This is a genomic window from Nostoc sp. 'Peltigera membranacea cyanobiont' 213, assembly GCF_002245975.1.
Lineage (GTDB): Bacteria > Cyanobacteriota > Cyanobacteriia > Cyanobacteriales > Nostocaceae > Nostoc.
The window spans coordinates 19,763-45,835 of sequence record NZ_NOLI01000056.1; the positions used below are offsets into that span (position 1 = coordinate 19,763).

At 42.7% G+C, this 26,073-nt stretch carries 17 protein-coding genes; 11 read left to right on the plus strand and 6 right to left on the minus strand.

The genetic code is table 11. The features are described from left to right. Positions 1–35: 35 nt before the first annotated feature. Both CDG77_RS16915 and CDG77_RS16920 read right to left on the minus strand, forming a co-directional pair. Positions 36–5,795: an nSTAND1 domain-containing NTPase gene (locus CDG77_RS16915; protein WP_094330510.1), complete on the minus strand. Its 5,760-nt coding sequence runs from the start codon at positions 5,793–5,795 to the stop codon at positions 36–38. A 75-nt stretch (positions 5,796–5,870) separates the two neighbouring features. Further along, positions 5,871–7,223, minus strand: coding sequence for an AAA family ATPase (locus CDG77_RS16920; RefSeq protein ID WP_094330511.1), 1,353 nt, complete (start codon positions 7,221–7,223; stop codon positions 5,871–5,873). A 78-nt stretch (positions 7,224–7,301) separates the two neighbouring features. On the opposite strand from CDG77_RS16920, the gene CDG77_RS16925 reads away from it, so the two are divergent. Next, positions 7,302–8,393 (plus strand): 2-aminoethylphosphonate aminotransferase, encoded by a 1,092-nt coding sequence (locus CDG77_RS16925; protein WP_223269838.1) that lies wholly within the window; start codon positions 7,302–7,304, stop codon positions 8,391–8,393. A 305-nt stretch (positions 8,394–8,698) separates the two neighbouring features. On the opposite strand, the gene lepA is transcribed toward CDG77_RS16925, so the two are convergent. Then, a complete protein-coding gene (gene lepA, locus CDG77_RS16930; protein WP_094330512.1) occupies positions 8,699–10,510 on the minus strand; it encodes a translation elongation factor 4 in 1,812 nt (603 codons plus the stop codon). Positions 10,511–11,112: 602 nt separating this feature from the next. Between lepA and CDG77_RS16935 the strand changes: the two genes are divergently transcribed. The 6 genes from CDG77_RS16935 to CDG77_RS16960 all read left to right on the plus strand — a co-directional run bounded on the left by CDG77_RS16935 (position 11,113) and on the right by CDG77_RS16960 (position 20,154). Next, positions 11,113–11,349: a hypothetical protein gene (locus CDG77_RS16935; protein ID WP_094330513.1), complete on the plus strand. Its 237-nt coding sequence runs from the start codon at positions 11,113–11,115 to the stop codon at positions 11,347–11,349. A gap of 173 nt (positions 11,350–11,522) precedes the next feature. Then, the gene (locus CDG77_RS16940) at positions 11,523–13,289 is read left to right on the plus strand and encodes an ATP-binding protein (protein WP_094330514.1); all 1,767 of its coding nucleotides are present in this window, start codon (positions 11,523–11,525) and stop codon (positions 13,287–13,289) included. Positions 13,290–13,694: 405 nt separating this feature from the next. Then, a complete protein-coding gene (locus CDG77_RS16945) occupies positions 13,695–13,925 on the plus strand; it encodes a NifU family protein (protein WP_012408256.1) in 231 nt (76 codons plus the stop codon). Between the two features lie 102 nt (positions 13,926–14,027). Continuing rightward, entirely contained in the window at positions 14,028–16,262 is a 2,235-nt protein-coding gene (locus tag CDG77_RS16950) for a glycoside hydrolase (RefSeq protein ID WP_094330515.1), read from the plus strand. A 273-nt stretch (positions 16,263–16,535) separates the two neighbouring features. Continuing rightward, positions 16,536–17,588 (plus strand): serine/threonine-protein kinase, encoded by a 1,053-nt coding sequence (locus tag CDG77_RS16955; protein ID WP_094330516.1) that lies wholly within the window; start codon positions 16,536–16,538, stop codon positions 17,586–17,588. Between the two features lie 529 nt (positions 17,589–18,117). Then, positions 18,118–20,154, plus strand: a complete 2,037-nt coding sequence (locus tag CDG77_RS16960) for a serine/threonine-protein kinase (RefSeq protein WP_181154486.1) — start codon at positions 18,118–18,120, stop codon at positions 20,152–20,154. Between the two features lie 25 nt (positions 20,155–20,179). Here the strand turns inward: CDG77_RS16960 and CDG77_RS16965 are convergent, their stop codons facing one another. Continuing rightward, on the minus strand, positions 20,180–21,394 hold the full coding sequence (locus CDG77_RS16965; protein ID WP_094330518.1) for a peptidase: 1,215 nt from the start codon (positions 21,392–21,394) through the stop codon (positions 20,180–20,182). Positions 21,395–21,498: 104 nt separating this feature from the next. Beyond that, complete coding sequence (locus CDG77_RS16970; protein ID WP_094330519.1) at positions 21,499–21,705, minus strand: hypothetical protein; 207 nt, start codon at positions 21,703–21,705, stop codon at positions 21,499–21,501. Between the two features lie 198 nt (positions 21,706–21,903). Here CDG77_RS16970 and CDG77_RS16975 point away from each other — a divergent pair, with 198 nt between their 5' ends. The 3 genes from CDG77_RS16975 (at position 21,904) to CDG77_RS36570 (ending at position 24,606) form a co-directional block, all read left to right on the plus strand. Further along, positions 21,904–23,967 (plus strand): serine/threonine-protein kinase, encoded by a 2,064-nt coding sequence (locus CDG77_RS16975; protein ID WP_094330520.1) that lies wholly within the window; start codon positions 21,904–21,906, stop codon positions 23,965–23,967. Between the two features lie 105 nt (positions 23,968–24,072). Then, positions 24,073–24,267 (plus strand): hypothetical protein, encoded by a 195-nt coding sequence (locus CDG77_RS16980; protein WP_094330521.1) that lies wholly within the window; start codon positions 24,073–24,075, stop codon positions 24,265–24,267. Between the two features lie 159 nt (positions 24,268–24,426). Continuing rightward, positions 24,427–24,606 carry a hypothetical protein gene (locus CDG77_RS36570; protein ID WP_190233988.1) on the plus strand — a complete coding sequence of 60 codons (180 nt, stop codon included), beginning with the start codon at positions 24,427–24,429 and terminating at the stop codon, positions 24,604–24,606. On the opposite strand, the gene CDG77_RS16990 is transcribed toward CDG77_RS36570, so the two are convergent. Further along, positions 24,581–25,726, minus strand: a complete 1,146-nt coding sequence (locus CDG77_RS16990) for a TldD/PmbA family protein (protein ID WP_223269839.1) — start codon at positions 25,724–25,726, stop codon at positions 24,581–24,583. The two genes, CDG77_RS36570 and CDG77_RS16990, sit on opposite strands and share 26 nt — an antisense overlap. A gap of 15 nt (positions 25,727–25,741) precedes the next feature. Between CDG77_RS16990 and CDG77_RS36575 the strand changes: the two genes are divergently transcribed. Further along, positions 25,742–25,891, plus strand: coding sequence for a hypothetical protein (locus tag CDG77_RS36575; protein ID WP_181154487.1), 150 nt, complete (start codon positions 25,742–25,744; stop codon positions 25,889–25,891). Positions 25,892–26,073: the final 182 nt, after the last annotated feature.

The following is a 26,073-nucleotide window of genomic DNA, read 5'->3' on the forward strand; positions in this document are numbered from 1 at the left end:
AAGAAGTAGTTGAGTATTTTTTTATTTGGAAGTCCCTAATTCTGTAACTTCTTAAGTTCTGCATCTGTAAACGGATTCTTCCCCGCCCGTAAATCTTTCACCCAGCGCTGCCGTTGTGCTTTACTATCTTTATTCTGAGTCTGGGCGATATATGCTTCAAAGTCTGTAATTGCCCCTTGGGTGTCGCCTGTCAGCGCCCTAGCCAAGCCACGGCTATCGCGAATGTTGCCATTTTCAGGTGCAAGTGCAACGGCTTTATCACAGGCTGGTAACACATCAACGGCTTGTTTTTGTAGACTCCCGTCCCAGCATAGTCTATTCCAAGAATCAGCAGGAATTTCGACTTTTGGATCGAGCTTGAGAGCTTCGGTATAAGCTGCTAGCGCTTCCTTAAACTTTTTCTCTTGTAAGAGACTGTTTGATTCATCAACTAAGATTTTAGCCTTACGTTTGTTGACAAACTCTTGTACTTTCACCTTGGAATATAATTTTAAATTAGCATCCCACTGCTGTGCTTTGCCAAACTTTTCCACAGCACTATTAATATCCTCATTTCGCCCTAACTTCTCACCTTGGATGACTAACACTGTCGCCCCTTGCGCCAACCGCGATGGAGTTTGGCACGATTGCAACTCTTCTAACACTTCTGGATGGGCAATGAGGTAATCATTCAGCAAATTGCAACCACTGAATAATAAATTATCTAAATCCAAATCCCATAAAATTATTGTTTTGTCATCACTAGCAGAAGCTAACTGTTGTCCATTGGGGCTGTAGGCGACGCTATTGACCCTACTGCTATGACCAGTCAGGGATTTGAGGAGTTTACCACTGCTGACATCCCAGATTTTGATCGTGTTGTCATCATTAGCAGAAGCTAACTGTTGTCCATTGGGGCTGTAGGCGACGCTATTGACCCTACTGCTATGACCAGTCAGGGTTTTGAGGAGTTGACCACTGCTGACATCCCAGATTTTGATCGTGTTGTCATCACTAGCAGAAGCTAACTGTTGTCCATTGGGGCTGTAGGCGACGCTATTGACCCCATAGCTATGACCAGTTAGGGAATTGAGGAGTTGACCACTGCTAACATCCCAGATTTTGATGGTGTTGTCATCACTAGCAGAAGCTAACTGTTGTCCATTGGGGCTGTAGACGACGCTTCTGACGTAACTGCTATGACCCTTGAGGGGTTTGAGGAGTTTACCACTGTTGACATCCCAGATTTTGATGGTGTTGTCATCATTAGCAGAAGCTAACTGTTGTCCATTGGGGCTGTAGGCGACGCTAAAGACGTAACCGCTATGACCATTACCAGTCATGGATTTGAGGAGTTTGCCACTGCTGACATCCCAGATTTTGATCGTGTTGTCATTACTAGCAGAAGCTAACTGTTGTCCATTGGGGCTGTAGGCGACGCTTATGACGTAACCGGGATGACCATTACCAGTCATGGATTTGAAGAGTTTGCCACTGCTGACATCCCAGATTTTGATGGTCTTGTCATCATTACCAGAAGCTAACTGTTGTCCATTGGGGCTGTAGGCGACGCTAAAGACCCTATCGCTATGACCAGTCATGGATTTGAGGGGTTTGCTACTGCTGACATCCCAGATTTTGATGGTGCTGTCATAACTAGCGGAAGCTAACTGTTGTCCATTGGGGCTGTAGGCGACGCTAAAGACGTAACCGCTATGACCAGTCAGGGAATTGAGGAGTTTACCACCGCTGACATCCCAGATTTTGATGGTCTTGTCATCACTAGCAGAAGCTAACTGTTGTCCATTGGGGCTGTAGGCGACGCTAAAGACCCTATCGCTATGACCAGTCAGGGTTTTGAGGGGTTTAGTACTGCTGACATCCCAGATTTTGATGGTCTTGTCAGCACTAGCAGAAGCTAACTGTTGTCCATTGCGGCTGTAGGCGACACTCCAGACGTAACCGCTATGATCGCGGAGGGTTTTGAGGGGTTTAGTACTGCTGACATCCCAGATTTTGATGGTGTTGTCAAAACTAGCAGAAGCTAACTGTTGTCCATTGGGGCTGTAGGCGACGCTTGTGACCGAACCCGTATGACCCTTGAGGATTTTGAGGAGTTTACCACTGCTGACATCCCAGATTTTGATGGTGCTGTCATAATTAGCAGAAGCTAACTGTTGTCCATTGGGACTGTAGGCGACGCTATAGCCCCAATCGCGACCTTTGAGGGTTTTGAGGAGTTTACCACTGCTAACATCCCAGATTTTGATGGTGTTGTCTTCACTAGTGGAAGCTAACTGTTGTCCATTGGGGCTGTATGCGACGCTAAAGACCAAACGGCTATGACCCTTGAAGGTTTTGAGGAGTTTACCACTACTGACCTCCCAGATTTTGATGGTGTAGTCTTCACTAGCAGAAGCTAACTGTTGTCCATTGGGGCTGTAGGCGACGCTTCTGACCGGACTGCTATGACCTTCTAAGGTATTTACCTCTATGGCGCGGTTTTCTTTCTTCTCGTTGGGCTTTAAGTAAACCGCTTGCCGTAAAGTTGCCACAGTTTGCATTCGGGTATCGCTTCTTTCTAGTGCCGAAGGTGTGCGTTTGAGTTTTTCACTTGCCTTTAAAGCTGCGATTAAAGCCTCTGGATGTTGTCCAGAGGCAAAAAACGCTTCTGAAGAGTTATTAATAGCGTTAATTTCATTCATATCGGCTTGTTTTTTTTGCTCATTTGCCTCATTTGCCGATCGCCATGATAAACCTGCCAACCCAGCGAATACTAATACTGCGGCGACGGAACCAAAAAGGGCACGTTTGAGAAAGTTATTCAGTTTCGCGTCACTCACTTTTCTTTGTTCTCGTTCCTTTTGCAGTTCCGCCATCACCTGCTTTAACTTCGGTTCCTGCTGCTGGCGGATAAAGGCGGCGATGTAGTCGTGTACAAGTTGATAACGGTCAGCCGGGTTTTCTGGTAGCAAAACCACCAAGCCAGATTGGACAAAAATCTCTAACACTAAATCTAATTTACTGATTTCAGAAGCGTGTTCCACCCTAGTTTTCGATCCCCCCGCCTGCGGCGACCCCCTTAAAAAGGGGGTTGAAGAAATTAAGCCCCCCTTTTTAAGGGGGGTTGGGGGGATCTCCGAGAAGTACGGCAACAAATCGCGTTCCAACTCAGCGCGAGTCTTTAACGGGCGAGTTCCTTTTTCATCCGTCAGCAAATACAGTAATACTTCTGCTGCTTGCTGATTCTCAACGCCGCAATCATTAACAACTTCATCCAAATAACGCTTAACCAATTCGTCCTTAGTGCCACGCTGCCGATATTCTGCCAGAGTTGTAATATTCTCCGTTTGCAGTTGCGCCCCCACAACTTGTAACTCAATGGGACGCACTTCACCCAATTCCCCGGCTAAATCTTGCACCAGTTGTTCAACTAAAGCAGGTTCTAAATGAAAACTAGTATTTTCAGTTAAACGGTGAATAATTGACTTCGTATCAGCAGGTGAGAAATTCCCCAACTTGTAAAGCACATTATTACTGAGAATGTCATTGCCAATAATCTTCAGGCTGGACAAATCATTGCACTCCAGCAAGTAATGAATGTAATCCACCCGCAGCGATAAGATAACTTTCACCGATAGAACATTCAGACACTCTCCCAAAAACTCAAAGAATTGCTTCCTTTGTGCAGGTTCGGTGTAAACAAAGAAAAATTCTTCAAATTGATCGAAAATTAGCACCGTCCGCAGGTTGCGCTGTTCGTTTTCGCGTAGTTGAGTGATTAGAAACTTTGTAGAGACGCGATTCATCGCGTCTGCACTAGGGCGTGAAGAAGAAGAAAGAAGTAAGGAGTGGGTATTTTGAATATCAAAGGTCGAAGTTCCGAGTTCTGAAGTCGAAGTTCCGAGTTCTGAGGTCGAAGTTCCGAGTTCTGAGGCTGAAGTTCCGAGTTCTGAGGTCGAAGTTCCGAGTTCTGAGGTCGAAGTTCCGAGTTCTGACTCTCGCCATTCAGGAAAGACGCGATTCATCGCGTCTCTACAAACTCCCCACTCCTCACTTTTTCCCAAAAGCCTGCCTAATTCTTCTACCCAGTTGGTGTAAACACGCATTACTACCGGCATATAATCTTGAACACCGATCGCTTTATCCTTTAAAGCTGGTATCAGTCCCGCATTCACCAGGGAACTTTTGCCGACACCCGATTGCCCATGAATTACTATCAACTTATAATCAGGGCGACCCATGCGTTCAATCAAACGTTCTACATCCAATAGGCGACCAGATGCAGCAATTTCTGGGGCAATGTTTCCTTGGGGAGAGTTTGAGCGCAATGTCTCTACAAGCGCCTGTTTTGTAGCTTCTAACCTACCCGCACCAATAAAAGCCCGCAAACCAAATTGCTGTTCAATAGAACGCCGTCGCTGTTTGATTTTGTATGCTTTGAGATATTCTTTCTGTTCAAAATAAATCTGCTGTAAAAAACGGAGAATATCCAAATAAAGCCTGACATCTTCTAGGGGATTACCCACATCTCTAGCAGTTTCTAAGCTGAGATTTGCCTGTTGAATTTGACCCAAATGGTATTGAGAACGACCTAAAATAAACTGATATAAACTCAAATCTTTTGATTTAAAATCTCTTGCGGAAATCTCCGATACAACCCCTGATATACTCGCTGATTCCACATTGGGAATAGCGGCAAAAATTTTCAAGGCTTGCTGAACAAGCTGATTTGCTTCAACCCAGTTTCTTTTAGCCAAAGCCACCTCAGCTAAAAAACCGTAATCTTTGGCTAATTCCCTTAGCTGGTTATTAGTTTGATGTACTACTAAAGCTTGTTCTGCAAGACTCTGCAAAATTTCCCATTTTTGCAAGTCTCGCAAAATATCACCGAATTTAACTACTGCATTAGCAATTAAATCTGGACTTCTCAACCGGCTAATAAAATTTATATCCTCTTGGACATAATGCCAAGTTGCTTGCCAATCAGGATGATTAATATCTTGATGTTTAAAAGCTTTGAGATAATAACAAAAACCGATTTCACCGAGGATTTTTATCTGACGTTCTAAATTATTACTTTGCTGCCAAAGCTCTAAAGCTTTGTGATAATGCTGTAGCGCCAAATCTTTTTGATTAGTTATCTGTTTGAGAAAACCTAATAAAGATTCTAAATTAGCTTGAAGTTCTAAATTATAAACATCTGGCTGATTGAGTAAATATCTTTGCGCTGCTTCTAACTCATTTTCCAGCTTGACATATACATCTACGCTAAATTTTAAGCGATCGCTAAACCAAGAATTAGCCGTTTCGGTGACAAAATCTACTAATTCTTGTGTTGATATCTCAAAATTTCTCGTAGTTGCCCAACTTTCCAAATCTGGCGCAAGCTGTATTAGTTGCTTATAGATTTCATCGTCAATCCACAACACTAAGGGAAAAGCAAAATTCTTGCGAAACTCTTCCCGCACCTGATTCGCAGAAGTTAACATCACAGATAAATTCTGCACTGATTCCAAACCCACAACCATTACACAAGCTGGTATCTCTTCGCCAAATTCTTCCTGAATCGCAGTATAAAGAGTTTTGCGAGATTGCTGCACCGCCAATACACGAATTTCGACTTGACAAATTTCTTGCAGTCTGGAGATTAAGCGATCGCGCAAGCTACCATAATTACACCGTGCCAATATCAGCTTAAACTGTCCCACAGAGGATTCGATCGCCCAAGCTAATTGTTTCAGAGAGCGTTGGCGTAGCCCGTCGTAGACATCGTTGTTTACATGGTCATCTTCTGGTGGTTGCTGTGAACTCATAAGCTTATGTGTTTAGTTCGTAGTAAGCACTTTAGTGCTTTCAAAGATAGGAAATAATAAGCACTAAAGTGCTTACTACAAACTTAATTCCCTGGCTTCTGCCAAAATGGGATTAACATCAAACCAAGACTCGCCACCATCGCGGTATTCAAATACAAACCGACTGCGGATCAGTTTTTGATATCCGTGGTCATCACTCACCTTTTTCCTTTCCTTGACATGACGTAACAATTGCCACTCATCATCAGAAATTGGCAACATGATTTCATTCCGGCGAGAACGAATAACTTGCTCTAAGGTGTCACGGGTGAGGGGAAGACTCATTTCTTCCATAATCCAGGTATTCAACAGCCTCAGCACGTCCCGCACATGACCACCGCTGATTTTACATAACCGTTCTAGGCTAGCCGCACTATCAAAAATCTCGGTAATTTTATTTAAACGCTCTTCTGGTGTGATGTCAGGAAAAGCTCTTGCTAGTACCATCTGCTGCATCAGTGCCATTCCCTGTAAATGAACACTGCCATCAGTCTTTTGTACAGGAACCATTGGTAACACCTTGGGATCTTCTGGGAAACGCTGAGTCAGCATTCCGTAATCGTTGGAAAACTTCAATGACAAGGGCATGGTATAGATGAGATGACAATTAAGCTTAGTCAAAAACTCACCTTGATCGACAAATAGATATTCTTGCTGCGGACGACCCCAAGGTTTGACACGATTATCTATGCGGTCAAGATTATCGACAATTACCACCAGACCATTTTTACCCTGCTGTTTGAGTTTAGCGATCGCAGGTTCCAATAATTCTTGATTAATCGCTTCTAGCAGTTTAGTTTTTTGTGGTGCTAAATACTGATTGAGTTTTTCTCGCAGCGTTGGGTCATTTTTCATCTTGCTAGTGATTTCACCAATGCCCACAGACAGAGAAAGCTTATCTTTTTCAGAGGTTACACCAAAATCGCCGACATTAGGAACCTTAACTTTTACCCCCGTCACCTCGGAGTTTAAGACTTTCCAAGCACCTTGCAGCAACTCGTTAAATTTGTTAGGTGGCTCCAGAGTAATTTTATCCAAACTTTGACTCACCCGCCGAGCGATCGCTAGCAGCACATCAGCAATATCAACATCGGTCATTTCCAGGTCGTCACTGGACTCAAAATAGACCACTTGGAAGCCTAATTTTTCCAGTTCTGCCTGTAACCGTAATAGTTCAGTCGATTTTCCACAACCAATATGCCCAGTAAATAAAGTGCAAGTGGGTTCATTGGGCTTAAAAAAAGTAATTTTCTGCTTCAGCTTGCCCAGAATATCACCACCCCGAACTGAAGAAAAATCTATATAATACTTGCCATCAGAACTATTGTTAACAAACAGAGTTCTGCTGGGGTCGGTAGCCTGATAAAATTCCCGTAAATCTATGGACATAACGCTGGTAGTGCAATTATCTCGTATTGTCCTAGATATTCTTGTTCAAAATACAAATTTTTAATTTATTAATGCCCAATGCCCAATGACAAAATGATTTTACTAAATCCCGGCCCCGTAAATTTAAGCGATCGCGTCAGAAATGCCCTGTTACGTCCCGATTTGTGTCATCGGGAAGTAGAATTTTCCCAACTTCAAAGCAGAATCCGCGAACAATTACTTCAAGTGTACGGTCTTGGAAGCGATCGCTGGGCAGGAGTTCTCCTCACTGGTTCTGGTACTGCCGCAATGGAAGCAACGATCAGCAGTTTAGTACCCAGAAATGGGAAATTACTAGTAATTGAAAACGGTGTCTACGGCGAACGACTATCCAAAATCGCCAAAATCCACGAAATCAATTACATCACACTTTCCCATCCTTGGAATGCCGAAATAGATATCAACGCTTTAGTCAAGCTTTTAGATGAAAACACCGATATCACCCACCTGGCTGTTGTCCATCACGAAACTACCACCGGTCGCCTCAATAATTTGCTAGAACTTGCGCCAATTTGTCAAGAACGCCAGATCAAAATATTAGTAGATGGTGTCAGCAGCTTTGGTGCAGAGGAACTAAATTTTGCAGATTGGGGAATTACTGCTTGCGCTGCAACAGCCAATAAATGTTTGCATGGGGTTCCTGGAGTGTCCTTTGTCATCCTGCAACGGGATGCACTACCAGTAGACACAATTCCCCGCACTTTATATTTAGATTTAGGAACTTATTGCCAGCAGCAAGACCGAGGCGGTACACCTTTTACGCAATCAGTACAGACATTTTATGCCTTAACAGAAGCTTTGCAAGAAATGACCGAAGCAGGGGGTTGGCGTGCCAGACACAGCCATTACAACCAACTTGCCAGCCTAGTCAGAGACGGATTAGCCTCAATAGGAATTAAACCCCTACTTCCTCTTGGCAGTTCATCCGTTGTCTTGAATGCCTACTACTTACCCGATGGTTTCAGCTATGAGGAATTTCACGACCAACTCAAAGCACAAAACTATATCATTTATTCTGGACAGGGAAATTTAGCCCAATCTATCTTCCGAGTATCAACAATGGGAGCTATTACCCAAGCTGACATGGAACGTTTTATTGTTGTTGTTAAACAAATTATTCGTAATTCGTAATATTCACAGAAGGGATAACGTTGAAAAAGAATTCAGAATTCAGAATATTTTACTTAGGGACTTCCAAATAAAAAAATATCCCAAATTTTCTTGTGGGATGGGCATCTTGCCCGTACTAATATTGGGATGGGCATCTTGCCCATCCCACAAAATGGATAATTTATTTCTTGGAAAGCCCTTACGCATAACTTAACGCAAACTCGCTTTTCGCATCGCTATCCGCCACTTGGACTTCAATTCATTCTGTTAGCGGATAGCTAAGGTTTAGCCGATTCTGATTCCTGACTCCTGAATTCTTCTTTCTATTAGTTTTGATCCAAGCGCAGTACTGCCATAAAAGCTTCCTGGGGTACATCCACAGTACCTACAGATTTCATCCGCTTTTTACCTTTTGCTTGCTTCTGCAAAAGTTTCTTCTTCCGACTGATATCACCACCGTAGCACTTGGCAAGCACATCTTTCCGCAAAGCAGGGATATGTTCGCTGGCGATAACTTTACTACCAATAGATGCCTGAATTGGGACTTTGAATTGATGGCGGGGAATTAGTTCCTTGAGTTTTTCTGCCATTGCCCGCCCGACGTTGTAAGCTTTATCTCGATGGACAATCATCGCCAAGGAATCCACAGGATCGCCGTTAATCATGATATCCAACTTCACCAGAGGATTCTCACGGTAGCCAATGATGTGATATTCCATACTGGCATAGCCGCGCGATCGCGATTTCATTTGATCGAAAAAGTCAGTCACAACTTCCGCCAAGGGTAGCTCATAAGTAAGTGTGGTTCGTCCTTGAGTGAGATATTTCATATCTTTGAAGATGCCACGGCGATTTTGTGACAACTCCATCAAGCTGCCAACATAAGTTTCCGGCGTAATCATCTCTACTTGGACGTAGGGTTCTTCAATTCTTTCGCGATCGTTGGGCGAAGGCAAGCGACTAGGATTATCGATGTACAGTTCCTCTCCTTTGAGAGTAATCACCTTATAAACCACCGAGGGGGCCGTAATGATCAAATCGAGGTTATACTCTCGCTCTAGGCGTTCCTGGACAATTTCCATGTGCAGCAAACCTAAAAACCCGCAACGGAAGCCAAACCCCATCGCGCTGGAAGTTTCTGGTTCGTAGTGCAACGCTGCATCGTTAAGTTCCAGCTTTTCCAAGGCTTCCCGCAAATCTTCAAATTGATCGGCATCAATGGGGAACATCCCGCAAAAAACCATCGGGTTTGCTTCTGCGTAGCCTGGTAATGGTGACTCCGCTTTCGCCTTACTGAGGGTAATTGTGTCTCCTACCCGTGCATCAGCTACGGCTCTAATTGACGCTCCCAAATAGCCTACTTCCCCAGCGTGCAGTTCTTCAACTTGCTTTTGAGTCGGAGAAAGGACACCCAATTCATCAATTTCAAATTCTTTACCGGATGCCATTAAATGGATGCGATCGCCTTTTTTGACAGTGCCATCCATCACCCGGAAATACACAATCACTCCCCGGTAACTGTCGTAATAACTATCAAATATTAACGCTCGTAAGCGTTCATTTATGGTATTTGGCGGTGGCGGTATCCGCTCGACAACTGCTTCTAAAATCTCATTAATACCAATTCCTTCTTTAGCAGAAGCCAAAATTGCACCACTGCAATCTAAACCGATAATTTCTTCAATTTCGCCAATTACCCGTTCTGGTTCAGCCCCAGGCAAATCAATTTTATTCAAAACCGGGATAATTTCCAGGTTACTCTCTAACGCTAAATATACATTAGCCAAAGTTTGCGCCTCCACACCTTGGGACGCATCTACTACCAATAGCGCTCCTTCACAAGCAACAAGAGAGCGAGAAACTTCATAAGAGAAATCCACGTGTCCCGGAGTATCAATCAAGTTCAGCACATACTGCTGACCATCTTTCGCTGTGTAATTCATCCGGGCAGCTTGCAGCTTAATCGTAATGCCGCGCTCCCTTTCCAGATCCATGTTGTCGAGAAACTGTTCCTTCATCTGTCGGTCTTCAACAGTGCCAGTAGCTTGTAGCAAGCGATCGGCGAGGGTTGATTTCCCGTGGTCGATGTGAGCAATAATACAAAAATTGCGAATGCGAACTGCGGGAACGTCAGTCATATACTATCTTTGCCTTAGCAGCAACCAAAGTTAAAAGAGCAATTTACTTAATGTATTTTAATGCTTTCTTAGCCAATTAGTGGGGATTGGGGACTGGGGACTAGGGACTGGGGATTGGGAAGATTTGGATGGGGATTCAGACCCAAACCAAATCTTAAAAGAATTTATTTCCCGGTACCCAGTACCCAATCCCCAGTACCCAGTACCCAATCCCCAATGCCCCTCTTCACCCTATCTTTAACTTTCGATCTAAATAGGTGGACTTTTAAGAATATTATGAAAGTCTATTTGTCGCTGCTAGTATTCAACATCTGGGAGCGTACAATAAATGTAAATAACTACATGTAGGGATCATGTAAGTATCTTGGACAATTGCGACCCGTAATTACCCAAGATCGCTTATTTATCGGCAAAAATTCTAGAGCCATTGTCTAGTCAGTTATATGAAAAATGCGATTTGAAACTTAAAGCTGTTACTTTGGTGCTATTTTGGGGAACTATTTAACTGTCCCCTTGAAGATTTTTCAGTAAATTAGCCCAAATGATGAATATAACTACTTTACAAAGCTTTAGACAAAACCAATTCACAGTATATCAAACCTATGAATATGCAAGAGAGAACTACCGAAGCGGAAAACACACGAGCCGATAAGGTAGAAATTGCTGTCCGCCTGGATTCCGAGTTACTAGAGCAAATTCAGCATCTCACCAACGATCCAAGTAAAGTGATTGAGGTAGCAATTCGCCAGTGGTTGCGCGGTGAAATCCTCAGAGATGACGAACTGACGCGCACCCCTGTGCGTACCCCCGTTCCTCCTCGAGGTGAATGGAACGATTGATGCCATCATTCATCAGTCAATGCAAGTTAAAAAAGGTGAAGTTTGCCAACCCGGATTTCAAAACATTAAGAAATACATAATCAAAAATAAAAAAGCTGTAAAAATTTATGCAAAAATTTGAGCAGCTTTAGTAAAATCACGGTCGGATACCCTTTGTCTATCCAACTCAATTAATGACTATTACTGCCAATTCCCAATTGCCAAATGTATTTTCCCAAAATCTGGAATCTATTACCAGTAAGACTGATGGCTCATTACCAGCTCTAGGAGCCGAGTTGGTATATACGCAAGACGGGGCAGGGCGCTATCTGACCTTTTGTTGGCAGCACAGCGAACTCCTGGGGTTAAATACCGAAAAAATAGTTGACGAGCTGAACCAGACCCAAACCTTTGTCCCGGTGGATAAGGTTAATTATTTGGAACGATTGCACCGAATTTTGACAAATTTGGTGCCAGAAAGGTTTCAGTGTTGGTTTAGCTACCACCAGGAATTATTTGAGTTGGACTTAGTTATAAGTCCGATTATGCCGAGTTTAGGAACAACTGCCACTACAGTTTTAGTGATGGGACGGTTAGTGCAAGCAACGCTGAACAAAAAACAAGCGCGTGTAGCATCCAAAACGCCCACACAAATAGAGTTGGCTTTACGATCGCAGCAACACCAAAAACTGGTAAATCGCATTACCAGAAATATCCGCAGGACATTGGATTTAGATATAATTTGGCAGCAAACAGTTGACAGTTTGGGGAAAGCACTGCGGCTAGAGCGCTGTATTATTTGTCCTTATCAACCCTCTAGCTCAAAAGTAAAAGTTAAGGCTGAGTATCGCCAGCCAGAACTCAAATCAATGCTTGGCTCAGAAATAGATATAGCTTCTGAGCCTGCTTTTACTCAGGCTTTGACAACCCTAGAACCAGTTGTGATGGAAGTCGCTGGATACAAGGAGTCTGGGCGGCAGAAAACTTTGGTGGTTGCAACTTGCTATCAAGACCAAGCGAATGGATTGGTTGCCTTGAATTGGCAGGATGAATGTTACACATTAACAGAATCGGAATTAGAACTAGCAAAAGAAGCAGCAGATCAATTAGGAACTGCGATCGCTCATGCTACTTTATATAAAGAATTAGAAGTCGCGCGTCAAAGAGCCGAAGAAGCTTCCCGCCTCAAAAGCGAGTTTCTGGCTAATGTATCCCATGAAATTCGTACCCCCCTCAACGGTATGATTGGCTTTTTAAAGCTGATTTTGGAAGGGATGGCAGATGACCCAGAAGAACAAAACCAATTTTTGTCAGAAGCTCATAGTTTATCGATACATCTCCTAAATATCATTAACGATATTTTGGACATTGCCAAAATCGAAGCTGGCAAAATGGAGCTAGCTTACGCTCCAGTCAAGCTAGATGAGCTATTCAACGATGTAGAAAGTTTCATGCGTCCCCAAGCAGAAATGAAAAACCTCAGCTTTTTGATGCAAATGCCTCCTACATCCGATGAAATTATAGTCCAAAGCAACTACCAACGATTGCTACAAGTGATGCTCAACTTGCTAGGTAATGCCATCAAATTTACCCATGAGGGCGGTGTCACCGTCAGCGCCGATTTAGTACTCAAAAAAACAAAGCCGAACTTTCAAGACCAGGAATTTCCTGGTATGGTGAAAGTCCGTGTGGCAGATACTGGCATTGGTGTTTCTCTAGACAAACAAGATAAACTGTTTCAATTATTCTCTCAGGTAGATGGCTCCCGCACTCGCCAGTATGGTGGCACAGGTTTAGGACTGGCAATATCCCAGAAGCTAGTGGAGGCTATGGGCGGCGAGGTACATTTTTATAGCTTGGGTGAAGGACTTGGCTCAACAGTTACATTCACCGTGCCACTATATCAACAACCAGTTATGGTTTCGTCTAATGATAGCGACTCTATAAATAGTGCTGAATGAGTCATTAGTCATTGGTCATTAGTAATACTAGGTTTTGGATTTTAAATTTTAAAGTTTTTTAGACAATTGTATAATTATGGGCTGGGTTGTGAAGAACAAAACACAACAAACACCTAAATGTTGGCTTTTGTTTTGCTCTACTCAAATTTGCGAAAAATAGATTTTTCACCCCTTTTACTTAAAATCCTGTCTTCCGTCAGACTGCAAAGCAGAACCTAAAAGCTAAAGTAAAGTAGGAGGCTCAGACGAAAACTCTGTTCCAGACAACATGAAAAATAAAATTTTGGATAATGGTTAACCAGTAACGGCGTATAGGGTACAGTAATCACCATTATTCAATGCCCCATTCCCCATTCCCAAACCTCCATTCCCAATGCCCATCATTAACTTAGCAGGTCTAAAACTATGGAACTCACAATTGACAACGTTGAAACAGTCTTAGATGAAATGCGCCCTTATCTCATGTCTGATGGCGGCAATGTGGAACTCGTAGAACTCGATGGGCCTGTTGTAAAACTGCGCCTGCAAGGTGCATGTGGTTCTTGTCCCAGTTCGGCAATGACCCTGAGAATGGGTATTGAACGTCGCTTAAAAGAAATGATTCCTGAAATTGCGGAAATTGAACAAGTAGTGTAGAGACTGGGGACTGGAGATTGGGGACTGGGGAAGAATGGATTTTTTCATTCATAATTTATCATTAATACCTAATCCCCATTTCCTAACCCCTAGTCACTCGCTATGCCCCATCCTCTGTACATCGCTTTTATCTGGCATCAACATCAGCCTCTGTACAAATCTCCTGGTAGTGGCGTTTCACTATCTGCAAGCCAGCAGTACCGTCTACCTTGGGTACGTTTACATGGGACTAAAGATTATTTAGATTTGGTATTGCTCTTAGAACGGTATCCTAAGTTACACCAAACTGTAAATTTAGTACCATCGCTGATATTACAACTCGAAGATTATATTGCTGGGACTGCTTTTGACCCTTATCTCACAGCCTGCTTGACACCGGATGAACAACTCACCCAGCAACAGCGCGAATTTATTATCCAACACTTTTTTGATGCCAATCACCATACGCTAATTGACCCCCATCCTCGCTATGCCGAGTTGTATCAGCAAAGGCAGGAGAAGGGGCAAGCTTGGTGTTTAGCAAATTGGGAATTGCCAGATTATGGTGATTTGCTAGCTTGGCACAATTTGGCTTGGATCGATCCTCTGTTTTGGGATGACCCGGAAATTGCGACTTGGTTAAAACAGGGTCGGAATTTTACTTTAAGCGATCGCCAGCGCATTTATTCCAAACAACGAGAAATTCTCAGCCGCATTATCCCTCAACATCGCAAAATGCAAGAGGCGGGGCAACTAGAAGTTACCACCACGCCTTACACTCACCCAATTTTACCCTTACTAGCTGATACTAACTCTGGTCGGGTAGCTGTGCCCAATATGACACTACCTCAGCAGCGCTTTCAGTGGGAAGAAGATATTCCCCGCCACTTGCGGAAAGCTTGGAACTTTTATCAAGACCGCTTTGGACAAATCCCTCGTGGTTTGTGGCCTTCGGAACAGTCAGTTAGCCCGACAATCCTTCCACACATTATTAACCAAGGATTTAAGTGGATATGCTCAGATGAAGCAGTCTTAGGGTGGACGCTGAAACACTTTTTTCATCGGGATGGGGCCGGGAATGTACAGCAGCCAGAACTGTTGTATCAACCCTATCGCCTGCAAACCGCAGAGGGTGATTTGTCAATTGTGTTTCGCGACCACAGATTATCAGATTTGATTGGCTTTACCTACAGTGCGATGCCAGCAAAGCAGGCAGCAGCAGATTTGGTGGGACATTTGCAAGCGATCGCAAAAATGCAAAGAGATAGTCAAAGCGATCGACCTTGGCTAGTTACCATTGCCTTAGATGGCGAGAATTGCTGGGAATTTTATCCCGAAGACGGCAAACCCTTCTTAGAAGCTTTGTATCAAAGTTTAAGCGATGAACCGCGCCTTAAACTCGTCACTGTTTCCGAATTTTTGGAAGAATTTCCTGCCACAGCCACTATTCCCGCAGGGCAACTACATAGTGGTTCTTGGGTGGATGGCAGTTTCACCACCTGGATTGGCGATCGCGCCAAAAATCGGGCTTGGGATTACTTGACAGAAGCTAGAGTTATGCTGGCAAGTCATCCCGAAGCGACGGAAGAAAACAACCCAGAAGCATGGGAAGCATTGTATGCCGCAGAGGGTTCAGACTGGTTTTGGTGGTTTGGTGCAGGACACTCTTCAAATCAAGATGCCATTTTTGACCAGTTATTTCGAGAACACCTATTTGGGATTTACAAAGCATTAAATGAACCTGTACCGCCCTATCTCAAGCAACCAGTGGAAATCCACGAAGCACAGACAAACCAGACCCCACAAGGATTTATCCATCCTGTCATTGATGGTAAGGGTGACGAGCAAGATTGGGACAAAGCTGGACGCATAGAAATCGGCGGGGCGCGGGGAACAATGCACAATAGCAGTGTCATCCAGCGACTTTGGTATGGGGTAGATCATCTCAATTTCTATTTGCGGCTGGACTTTAAAAGTGGCGCTACGCCAGGGCAGGATTTGCCAACAGAGTTGAATATACTGTGGTTTTATCCAGAAAAAACAATGGTTAATAGCCCGGTTCCCTTGGCAGATTTACCAGATGCAGCCCCACTTAATTACCTTTTTCACCATCTTCTGGAAGTTAACTTGCTCACGCAATCGATTCAGTTTCGGGAAGCTGGAGACAATTATCAATGGCAGCCCCGTTTCAGTCGCGCTCAAGTAGCCTTAAATAATTGTTTAGAATTAGCTGTCCCGTGGGCAGATTTGCAAGTTCCGCCAGATTATCCTCTGCGCTTGATTTTGGTGCTTGCAGATGAAGGGCGTTTTTGTAATTACTTGCCGGAAAATGCTTTGATTCCTATTGAGGTGCCTTAGAACTCAATACCGTTTTTAACTTCTTACCCTGTGCTATCTGCGTGTCTGCTAGTCAAATAAATTACTTTTAAACCGCAGAGGCGCAGAGAACGCAGAGACAAAAGAGATTTTTGGAGTTACTTTAAAAGCGCTAGTTCTACAGAGATTTATTTTTGCTTTTTAAATTTTTAACAGAAAAGTAGTGATGATTTAGCAAAGTTACAGTAAGATTACTGTTATCAAGAAATATTCGTCGTAAGATTAGAGACATTTCAGAGCAGATATTCTATACAAATGAATCGCTTTTCTCAGAAAATAACGAATTCTCAAGAGAGCATTTCACAGCAAAGTCAACTTGGTCAGATGTGTGGTTCCAAGAAGCTGTTTCGCGATCGCTATGAAATATTGCAAATTCTAGGTAGGGGTGGTTTTGGCATTACATTTTTAGCCAAAAATGCCGTATTACCAGGGAATCCTCTATGTGTCATTAAACAGCTTTGTCCGAAAGTGACTAGTCCCCAAAGTTGGCAAAAGGCATGTGCGCGTTTTGAAAAAGAAGCAAGAACTTTAGGTCAACTCGGTAGTCATTCGCAAATTCCCATGCTATTAGACTACTTTGAGTCCAATGGGGAGTTTTTTTTAATTCAAGAATACATACCGGGTTTGACTTTGGCCCAAGAAATGCGGCGAACTGGGCCTAAAAATGAAGCCTCAGTTAAACAGTTCTTACAAGAATTATTACCAGTATTACAGTATCTTCATAAACATCATGTGATTCATCGGGATATTAAGCCCCAAAATTTATTGCGGTGTGAGTACGATCGGCGGGTAGTGCTGATTGATTTTGGTGCGGTGAAAGAACAATTGGTTGATGCTTGTGAAAACTCTGCCAATCAAGCTATGAATACCAACTTTATTGGTACTAGAGGATTTGCGCCACCAGAACAATTTTCTCTGCGTCCGGTTTATGCCAGTGATATTTATGCACTAGGTGTAACTTGTATTTATATGTTGACCGCTAAAAGTCCTTTAGAATTTGATTATCACCCAAATACTGGTGAGATATGGTGGCAAAAAGAAGTAAGTATTACCGATAGTTTCGCCCAGATTTTAGGAAAAATGGTGAAGATGACCTTAGCCGATCGGTTTAAGGCTGCTGATGAAGTGATGAAAGCTTTAAGTTATGAAAGCTATTTGCCTACTTTAGCTAACTGTCTAACTACCCAAAAATTAAGTAATAAAAGTATTACACAATACGAAAACTCTAACGAAACTCCTGATGTGTACCTGCCACCTGTTGCCAGAACTGCTAGTGCTATTCGGAAATGGCGAGCAAGGCTTAAGTAAAGACGATGTTTTAAAGTTATTTGTGATGTCTCAAAGACTTATAGATCCGCCGAAATCTCTCGATAAATTGGGTGACTTCGAGTAGTTTTTGCCCCCTTTTTAGCTATGGTGTACTTTTCAAACAACCTTTTGTTACTTTAAGTATTGGCGATTTAAAATATCAAAAACAAATCTAGTAAGCATTGTGACTATATTTAATAGTCAGTAATGGTTAATTAATCGGGGTTTCACTTAATTACTTAGTCAATTGTTGCTTGTCAATATACAAGCAAAATTACTAGGGCTAGCAGTTCAAAAAAATATTTTTATTCAGATTATTATATAATCGGAAGAATAATTAATTTTATGGCTCTCGTAGTTTTCCACAGATCGGGAAGACTGACTACTATTTACAAACGCTAACTATATAAGTAATTCCCCAATCCCCAGAACAGGGTTTTCTACCACAAGTAAGCGAGAGTCAATTTTCTTAAGGGACAGTTCGGGGCAAACTTAGCCTAAGTTATCATGCAGTCGCGCCTGTCAGAGAATGATCTGCTGCTTAAATCCCGATTGCCCAAATCCCCTGAATCCCAATGGAAAGAAGTTTTGCCAAAGTTGTAGCACCCCGTTGGTGTCACTTTTAAGAAATCGCTTCCGTGTCATCCGAGTCCTTTCAGATGAGGGGGGATTTGGCAGAACCTATCTATCAGAAGATGTCGATAAACTCAATGAACGTTGTGTTATCAAGCAATTAGCTCCTAAGTTTCAAGGAACTTGGTCGCAAAAAAAGGCGATGGAGTTGTTTGCTGAAGAAGCACAGCGACTACAAGACCTGGGGGAACATCCCCAAATTCCGACTTTGATAGCTTACTTTGAGCAAGATGGCTGTCTATATTTAGTGCAGCAGTTTATCAATGGCGAGAATTTGTTAAAGGAGTTGCAACAGCGCAAGGGTTATAACGCCAGGGAAATTCAATCTATTTTGCTAGATTTATTGCCCATTCTAAAATTTATCCACGATCGCAAAGTCATTCATCGGGATATCAAGCCAGAGAATATTATCCGCCATAAAAGTGATGGGCGATTAAGTCTGATTGATTTTGGTTCTTCAAAGCAATTCACCGCAAAAGTTCAGCAGAAATCTGGCACATCCATTGGTTCACACGGTTATTCTCCCCTAGAACAAATTAGAGACGGTAAAGCTTTTCCCGCCAGTGACTTGTTCGGTTTGGGGGCTACCTGCTTTCATCTGCTAACAGGAAATTCGCCCTTTCAGTTATGGATGGAATCTGGGTACGCCTGGGTGAGTAATTGGCGAGAATATTTGCGGAGTCCGTTAAATCCTGAATTGGATTTTGTCATCGACAAGCTTTTGAAAAAAGATATCTATGAACGTTACCAGTCAGCCGAAGAAGTTCTTAGAGACTTGACTCCAAAACAACTCCTCGCATTACCACCAGTCGGTAAGTCATCTGGGAAAATACCACCAACGAAAGCCCCATATTTACCAAAAAGTTATCCCTTACTGAGAATTTTAATCTTGGTAAGTGCTTTCATTTTGTTGTTCGGATTCCAAGAATCTTGGTATAAACATTTTCGCCGGATTCAAACCAGTTTAGTCACCAAGCTAAGTCAGCATAATAATTCTGGCAAAAATGAAGCGCTTTTAGGTCAACCGCCAAAGATTACTTTGGGAAAGGTTTCCTTAGCTAATACCCTCCAAGGACATGAAAACTCAGTTTTATCCATCGCCATCAGCCCCGATGGTAAAACCATTGCCAGCAGTGGGGGCGATGGCACAATCAAACTTTGGAATCTCGCAACCGGAAAAGAAATCTCTTCACTCAACGCCTATTCTCAACAGGTAAATGCCGTAGCGATCAGCCCAGATGGCAAAACTCTGGTGAGTGGTAGTGATGACAGCACGATCAAAATTTGGAATTTAAGAACGCGAAAACAAATTCGCACTTTAGAGGGGCATTCTGACTCAGTTCATGCCCTAGCTATTAGTGCTGATAGCGAGACTCTGGTTAGTGGTAGTGATGATAACACCATCAAAATCTGGGATTTGGCAACAGGAGAGCAAATTCGGACACTGGTAGGGCATACATTCTGGGTGCGATCGGTAGCCATCAGCCCTGATGGTGTGATTCTTGCTAGCGGCAGTTTTGACAAGACGATCAAAATCTGGAATTTAACAAAAGGTTACTCAATCCGCACGCTGGAGGGAAATTATCAAACAGTAACATCAGTAGCGATTAGCCCAGATGGGAAAATTTTAGCCACTGCTAGCCGCGATCGCACCATCAAACTTTGGGATCTAGTTACAGGAAAAGAAATTCGCACACTAGCGGGACACGCCAACACAGTTACAACCGTAGCCTTCAGTGCCGATGGTAAAATGATTGCTAGTGGTAGCCGCGATCGCACCATCAAACTCTGGAATTCAGCCACAGGAGAGGAAATTCTCACATTGGCAGCGCACACCAACACCGTGACATCCGTAGCCTTCAGTCCTGATAGCAAGACCCTTGTCAGTGGTAGTGAGGACAACACCATTAAGATTTGGCAGTTGTCTCAGTGAAAATCTCTCCTCTGGTAGAGGATAATCAGAAGATAGTCAATCTATATTTACCGTTTTCCTGTGGATTTTTGGAAGTAACAACTATATAGTAAGTATCATCTTCAGGCAACCTAGCTCGGTCAATTAAGGCGCTGTACACTCCATTTTTGTCTTTGTCTTTATCTATAGCGATCGTCTTTCCTTGAGAATTTAGCAAAGCTACATAAGGAGAAAATTCTTCATCAACACTATCTACACGAATACTTATAAGCTGATTTTTTTTCCCTTGGAAATTAGAAACATTGTAAGCGCCTCCATTTTGTTTCAGGGTTGAGCTTTTGGCACTTAGTTGACCTGATTCATCTAAAGTATAGCTAGCTCTGTCATTCCTTAGAGCCAGACTATAGCGACCTATCTCTCCGGGATCTCGGCTAGTAACTGCAATCTTGTAAGTGCCGTTCATCGGCAGTCGTGCAAAAATGAAAGCATCATCCCCATCACCGCTTTTTTGCAAAGTCCCTTTTTTGACGATTACATTGTTATTAGGATCGTGCAGAAACAACAAAGGATTTAAACTCAAGTTATTCGTTCTACGTGTATCATTACTGCCAATCAGCCTAATTTGGACTAATTGATTTTCTCTACCTTCAAACTCATAGAAATGAAAATATCTACCTTCAGATTTAAAGTCATTCCTACTCAGAATGCCTAATGCGACATCTACAAAGTTAATCTTCTTATAAGTAGGTGTCACGGGCGAATAAACTGGCGAACTTCCACTTGTAGCTATATTAGAACCTGACTTGCGAACCCTCCCGGAGCCAGTATTAGAACGATTGCTATTCGAGTTAGAAACTCTATCTCCAGACGATCTAGATGCATTACTATTGGAACGATTAGAATTTGAATTAGAAGCCCTACGCCTAGATGGTCTAGAGGTATCATCATCTGAAGCGCTGGAAGTTTGCTGAGAATTTTCTGTAGTAGACGATGTTCGATTAGCCTGTATTGGTGACTCAACCGATGTCTTCTTTCTTGGAGATATTGACGCTTGAGAAGCCGGAAGTTGCTCAATTCCTTTTTCTACTGCTTCTGGTTGTCTTTCATCTGGTGATTTAGCAATTATCAAGTCTTGAGGATTTTGAGGTTTTGCCAAAGCACTTATAGGCAGCACATTACTTGCGATCAACAAACTACTACTCAAGGAACAAATTAAAATGTGATTTAATTTGCGGCGATAGTTTTTGGTTTCTAGTAGCATAATTACGCTCCTAACTTTGCTGATGATTTGGTCTTGACTAGATAGACAAATTTGAAGTCTAAAAGTTTATATTCCAATTTAGACTAATATATCGTGGTGAAAGTTTATCTACCTCTAACAAGGGCATTTTGCCCAATTTTTTTGAGATGGTAACTGGATTTTTGCCAAACTGTACTAGAGTGAATATCAATTTTGGAAGTATATACTGAGCTAAAAACTGAAATTGCGGCTTTTCGGATTGTTGCCAAGAAGCTGATATATTTTTGCTCAATTGAGCTAGATGTTGCCAGACTACGAAATCGGGAATTCATACCTTGAATTTACGCCAATCAATTCTTCAAAAGGCATCGTTCAATTACAACTTTTCTCAAGTTATTTAAATTGTTCAATACCTAATAAGGTAAGGGGATTGGGGATTTGTATAGTATGTCGGTGATATTTACTAACAACAGAGATTATACTGCATGACTTAAGATGAATATATACTCCCATTGAAATGGATTCCCAGTATGCTCTGTTGTGTGAATCCCGATTGCCAAAAACCCCTAAATCCTGATAAAAACAACTATTGCCACAGTTGTAGAGCGGAATTGATCCCCCTGCTGGGAGGTCGCTATCGTCCGACTCAGATGTTGTCAGATGAGGGCGGATTTGGTAGAACCTATTTGGCAGAAGATATACACAAGCTGAATGAATGCTGTGTCGTTAAGCAATTTGCCCCAAAAGTTCAGGGAACTGGGCCATTAACAAAGGCCATTGAGCTATTTAAACAAGAAGCAAGCCGACTACAAGAACTCGCAGAACATCCGCAAATACCAACTTTATTGGCTTATTTTGAGCAAAATGGCTATCTGTTTTTGGTACAGCAGTTTATCGATGGGCAAAACTTGCTTAAGGAATGGCAGATGCGGGGAAGCTATAGCGAAACAAAAATTCGCGAACTTTTGCTAGATTTATTGCCAGTTCTGGAGTTTATTCATCTGAAGGGAGTGATTCATCGGGATATCAAACCACAAAATATTATTCGCCGTCAAAGTGACGGGCGGTTAGTGCTAATTGATTTTGGAGCCTCCAAGCAGTTGGTGGCAACAGTGCAGACTAAGATGGGCACTGTTATTGGCTCACACGGTTACACTCCACTTGAACAGATGCAAGATGGAAAAGCTTACCCAGCTAGTGATTTATTCAGTTTGGGGGCGACTTGTTTTCATTTACTAACAGGGGTTCGCCCATCTAACCTGTGGATACAGGAGGGCTATAGTTGGGTAGGATCTTGGCGACAACATTTGAGCAGTCTCGGAAGGGAAAAGGTTTCTGTATCTATAGAGTTGGGTGAAGTTTTGGATAAGCTGTTGCAACGAGACATCCAAAAGCGTTACCAATCGGCTGATGAAGTCATAGCTGACTTGACACCTGGGCTACCACCTTCGTCATCAGTGCCCCCTACTATACTTTCAACAACATTTACAGCTACAGCAGCAAATCAAGAGCCAGTTTCACCAAAACTAAATAACACGCTAAAAAGTAAACTGCTATTAGGTTCTAGCATTTTGGTGTTGGGATTGGGAGGAGTTTGGTATTTCCAGAGTCCCCCCAATCAAAAAACTGAACCTTCTTTGCCTATTTCTCAGCCGATTCCGTCACCAAAAAGCGTCTCGGAAAATTATCTTCTGCCCAAACCCCTGAAGGGGCATTCCAGCGATGTCAATTCTGTAGCTTTCAGTCCTGATGGTACAACCCTTGCCAGTGCTAGTGATGATAAGACAATCAAGCTATGGAATCCGGTCAGTAAAGAGGAAATTCACACTTTAGAAGGACATTCCAATTGGATTTGGACTGTAGCCTTCAGTCCTGATAACAAGATCCTCGCCAGTGGTAGTGCGGATAAGACAATCAAACTGTGGAATGTGGAGACAGGAAAGTTAATTCGTACTTTAGAGGGAAATACTGATGGAGTGACTTCTGTAGCTTTCAGTCCTGATGGCAAAACTCTTGCCAGTGGCACTGCTAGTAAGGATATGAAAATCAAACTGTGGAATTTGAAGACAGGAAAGTTAATCCGCACATTACAGGGACATACTAATGGTGTTGGATCTGTGGCTTTTAGTCCTGATGGTAAAACTCTGGCCAGTGGTAGCTGGGACAAGACAATTAAATTATGGAATCTGAAGACAGGAAAATTAATCTGCACTTTGGCGGGAAATGCAGACTCAATTCTTTCAGTTGCTTTTGCCCCTGATGGTGCCACTCTTGCCAGTGGCAGTAAAGATAAAACAATTAAATTGTGGAATCTGAAGACAGAGAAGGAAATCCGCACCTTAAAGGGGCATAAAGATAAGGTTAATTCTGTCGCCTTTTTGCCAAGCAGCGTAAATCCGAATGGTGTAATCCTTGTCAGTGGCAGCAGTGACAAGACAATTAAACTGTGGAATCCGGTAACAGGAAAACAAATCCGCACTTTAGAGACGGGTTCTGGATATATTTATGCGATCGCCATTAGTCCAGATGGGCAAACTATTGCCGGTGGTGGAAGTGGTGAGAATATTCTTAAGCTTTGGCAGACGATTCACTAAAAATGATTCGGACTTCTGTTAGGGGATAGCTAAGGTTTAGCCCATTCTGACTTTTAAATTATTCTTCAATTTCCAGTTTTTGTATGTATATGTAATTGGTGAAAAATGGAAGATTCAGTATTTATTATATTTCTTTCCTTTGGGTTTATTTGGGTTTTGATGGGAGTTGTAGGTTGGATTGCGTTTCTAAAATCTGAGGGTGAAGAAATTAAGTTTGGTAAGTGGGGACTTATAGTTGCTATTCCAATCCTAATACCAATAATTTTTACTTTGATTATTGGTATTTTTTATCATAAGTAAATAAGCTAGTAGTTCACTTGTGAATTGCACCCCTGACCAAAATTACTGTACTTTCTACAGCAGAAAATCCTATTTGATTTCTGACTCAAGACTTATATGCCCAACTTCCCAGATAAATCAGGGATCTTATTGTTCACAAATGATTTATTTAGGATTGCTATGCAAAAGCACTCTCCTCAATTACAAATTACGTTGGCGAGTATTCGTTCGCTTTTAGCGTCTGTCTTCGACACGCGCAAGGGACGTAGAGAGCGTCATTACGAATTACGAATTACGAATTACGAATTACGAATTACGAATTACGAATTACGAATTACGAATTACGAATTACGACATTGATCGAAAAATCTCCAGAAATACTGCCGTCACCACCCAGCATTTGATCCACAATCAAACCATCATCTAGTTGTGTAATTAAATCTGGTAGCGATCCCGAACCTGGCTGGATCAGAAAATTAAATAATCCAGGAGTGGGATAGCTACCTAAACCAGGGCGAAAACCATTTCCAGTTGTGTCAGTACCCAGTTGGCGGCCAGTGGTGCGATCGCCATAAAAATTCTGTAAAGTACCATTTTGGATAAATACTAAAGATTTAGTCGGAGTGCCTTCATCATCAAAAGGGCAACTGTAAGGCCCGGCTTCTGGATCTTGGTAAAGGGTAAGACTGGGTGCAACTACTTGGCTCCCCAGGCGTTCTGCCCAGGGGGAAGCTACTTCTAAGACTAGCTTGCCATTCAAAGCTGCTTGCACAGTACCCCAAAGCATATCGGCAGCTTTAGAAGTGAACAAAATCGGGACACGACCAGTAGGGGGTGAGACATTTTCTTTGGCCCAAATTAACCGTTGTAAAATTTGGCTAGCTAATATCTTCGGGTGCAGTTTCCCCCGCTTGGTTTGACCATCAGAAACACTTAAAAAATCATCGCCCCGCACCCATTCTGCTGATACATAGCAGCTAAGGGTAGTATCGGTATAGTGACAATCTAAACCTTTAGTGTTGACTAGTCTGGTGGTTTCAATATCACATTCCCAGTCACCATTGCATACAACATCGGGATAGGCATCGCGGATGAGTGCGATCGCTTCCTTGCCCCAATCTACCAAAATCTCTACTGGTACAATTTTCCCTAAATCTTGGTAGAAGGGTTGAAAGTTAGAGCCTAATTCTACAGTTTCCGGTTCATTAAGTTGACTTAATGCCAGAGCTTTTTCCACCATCACTTCGGCTAAGACAGAACCGTAAGCCACCGTGAGTCCCGGACGACCGTTTCGCCAAAGTCGTAATGCTGTACCTTCAGATTGGTTGGTTTCTAGCTGTTTGAGTCGGTTTGCCTCAAAAAACACTGGACGAGAAAGCGATCGCGACTGATACACCTCAGCAGCTTCTGCTCCAGATTTTATAGCTAGTTCCAGCAACTGTTCGGCTAGTGTATCTTGTGACAAATTTTCAGAATCCATGACCCTTAGTGAATTGTGGATTTTGAACCGCATATCAACGCTGAAAGAGAAAGTGCGATCGCTAAAAGCCGGCGATCGGGCTTTCTGCTGATGGACGCAGATAACTATCCAAAAATCATCAGCGTTTCCCTACAGTTACGATTGAAAACCGCAGATCAACACTGATGGACGCAGTTAATTATCCCAAATCATTGTCATGTCTCAACGGATCTTGTCATTTGTCATTGGTTATTTGTCATTGGTCATTGGGCATGGTTATTCTCCTTTTCCCCCTTGTCTTGCTTGTCCCCCTTGTCCCTCTGCGACGGAATATTTTTTTACTTGGAAATCCCTAAGAGCGATCGCCT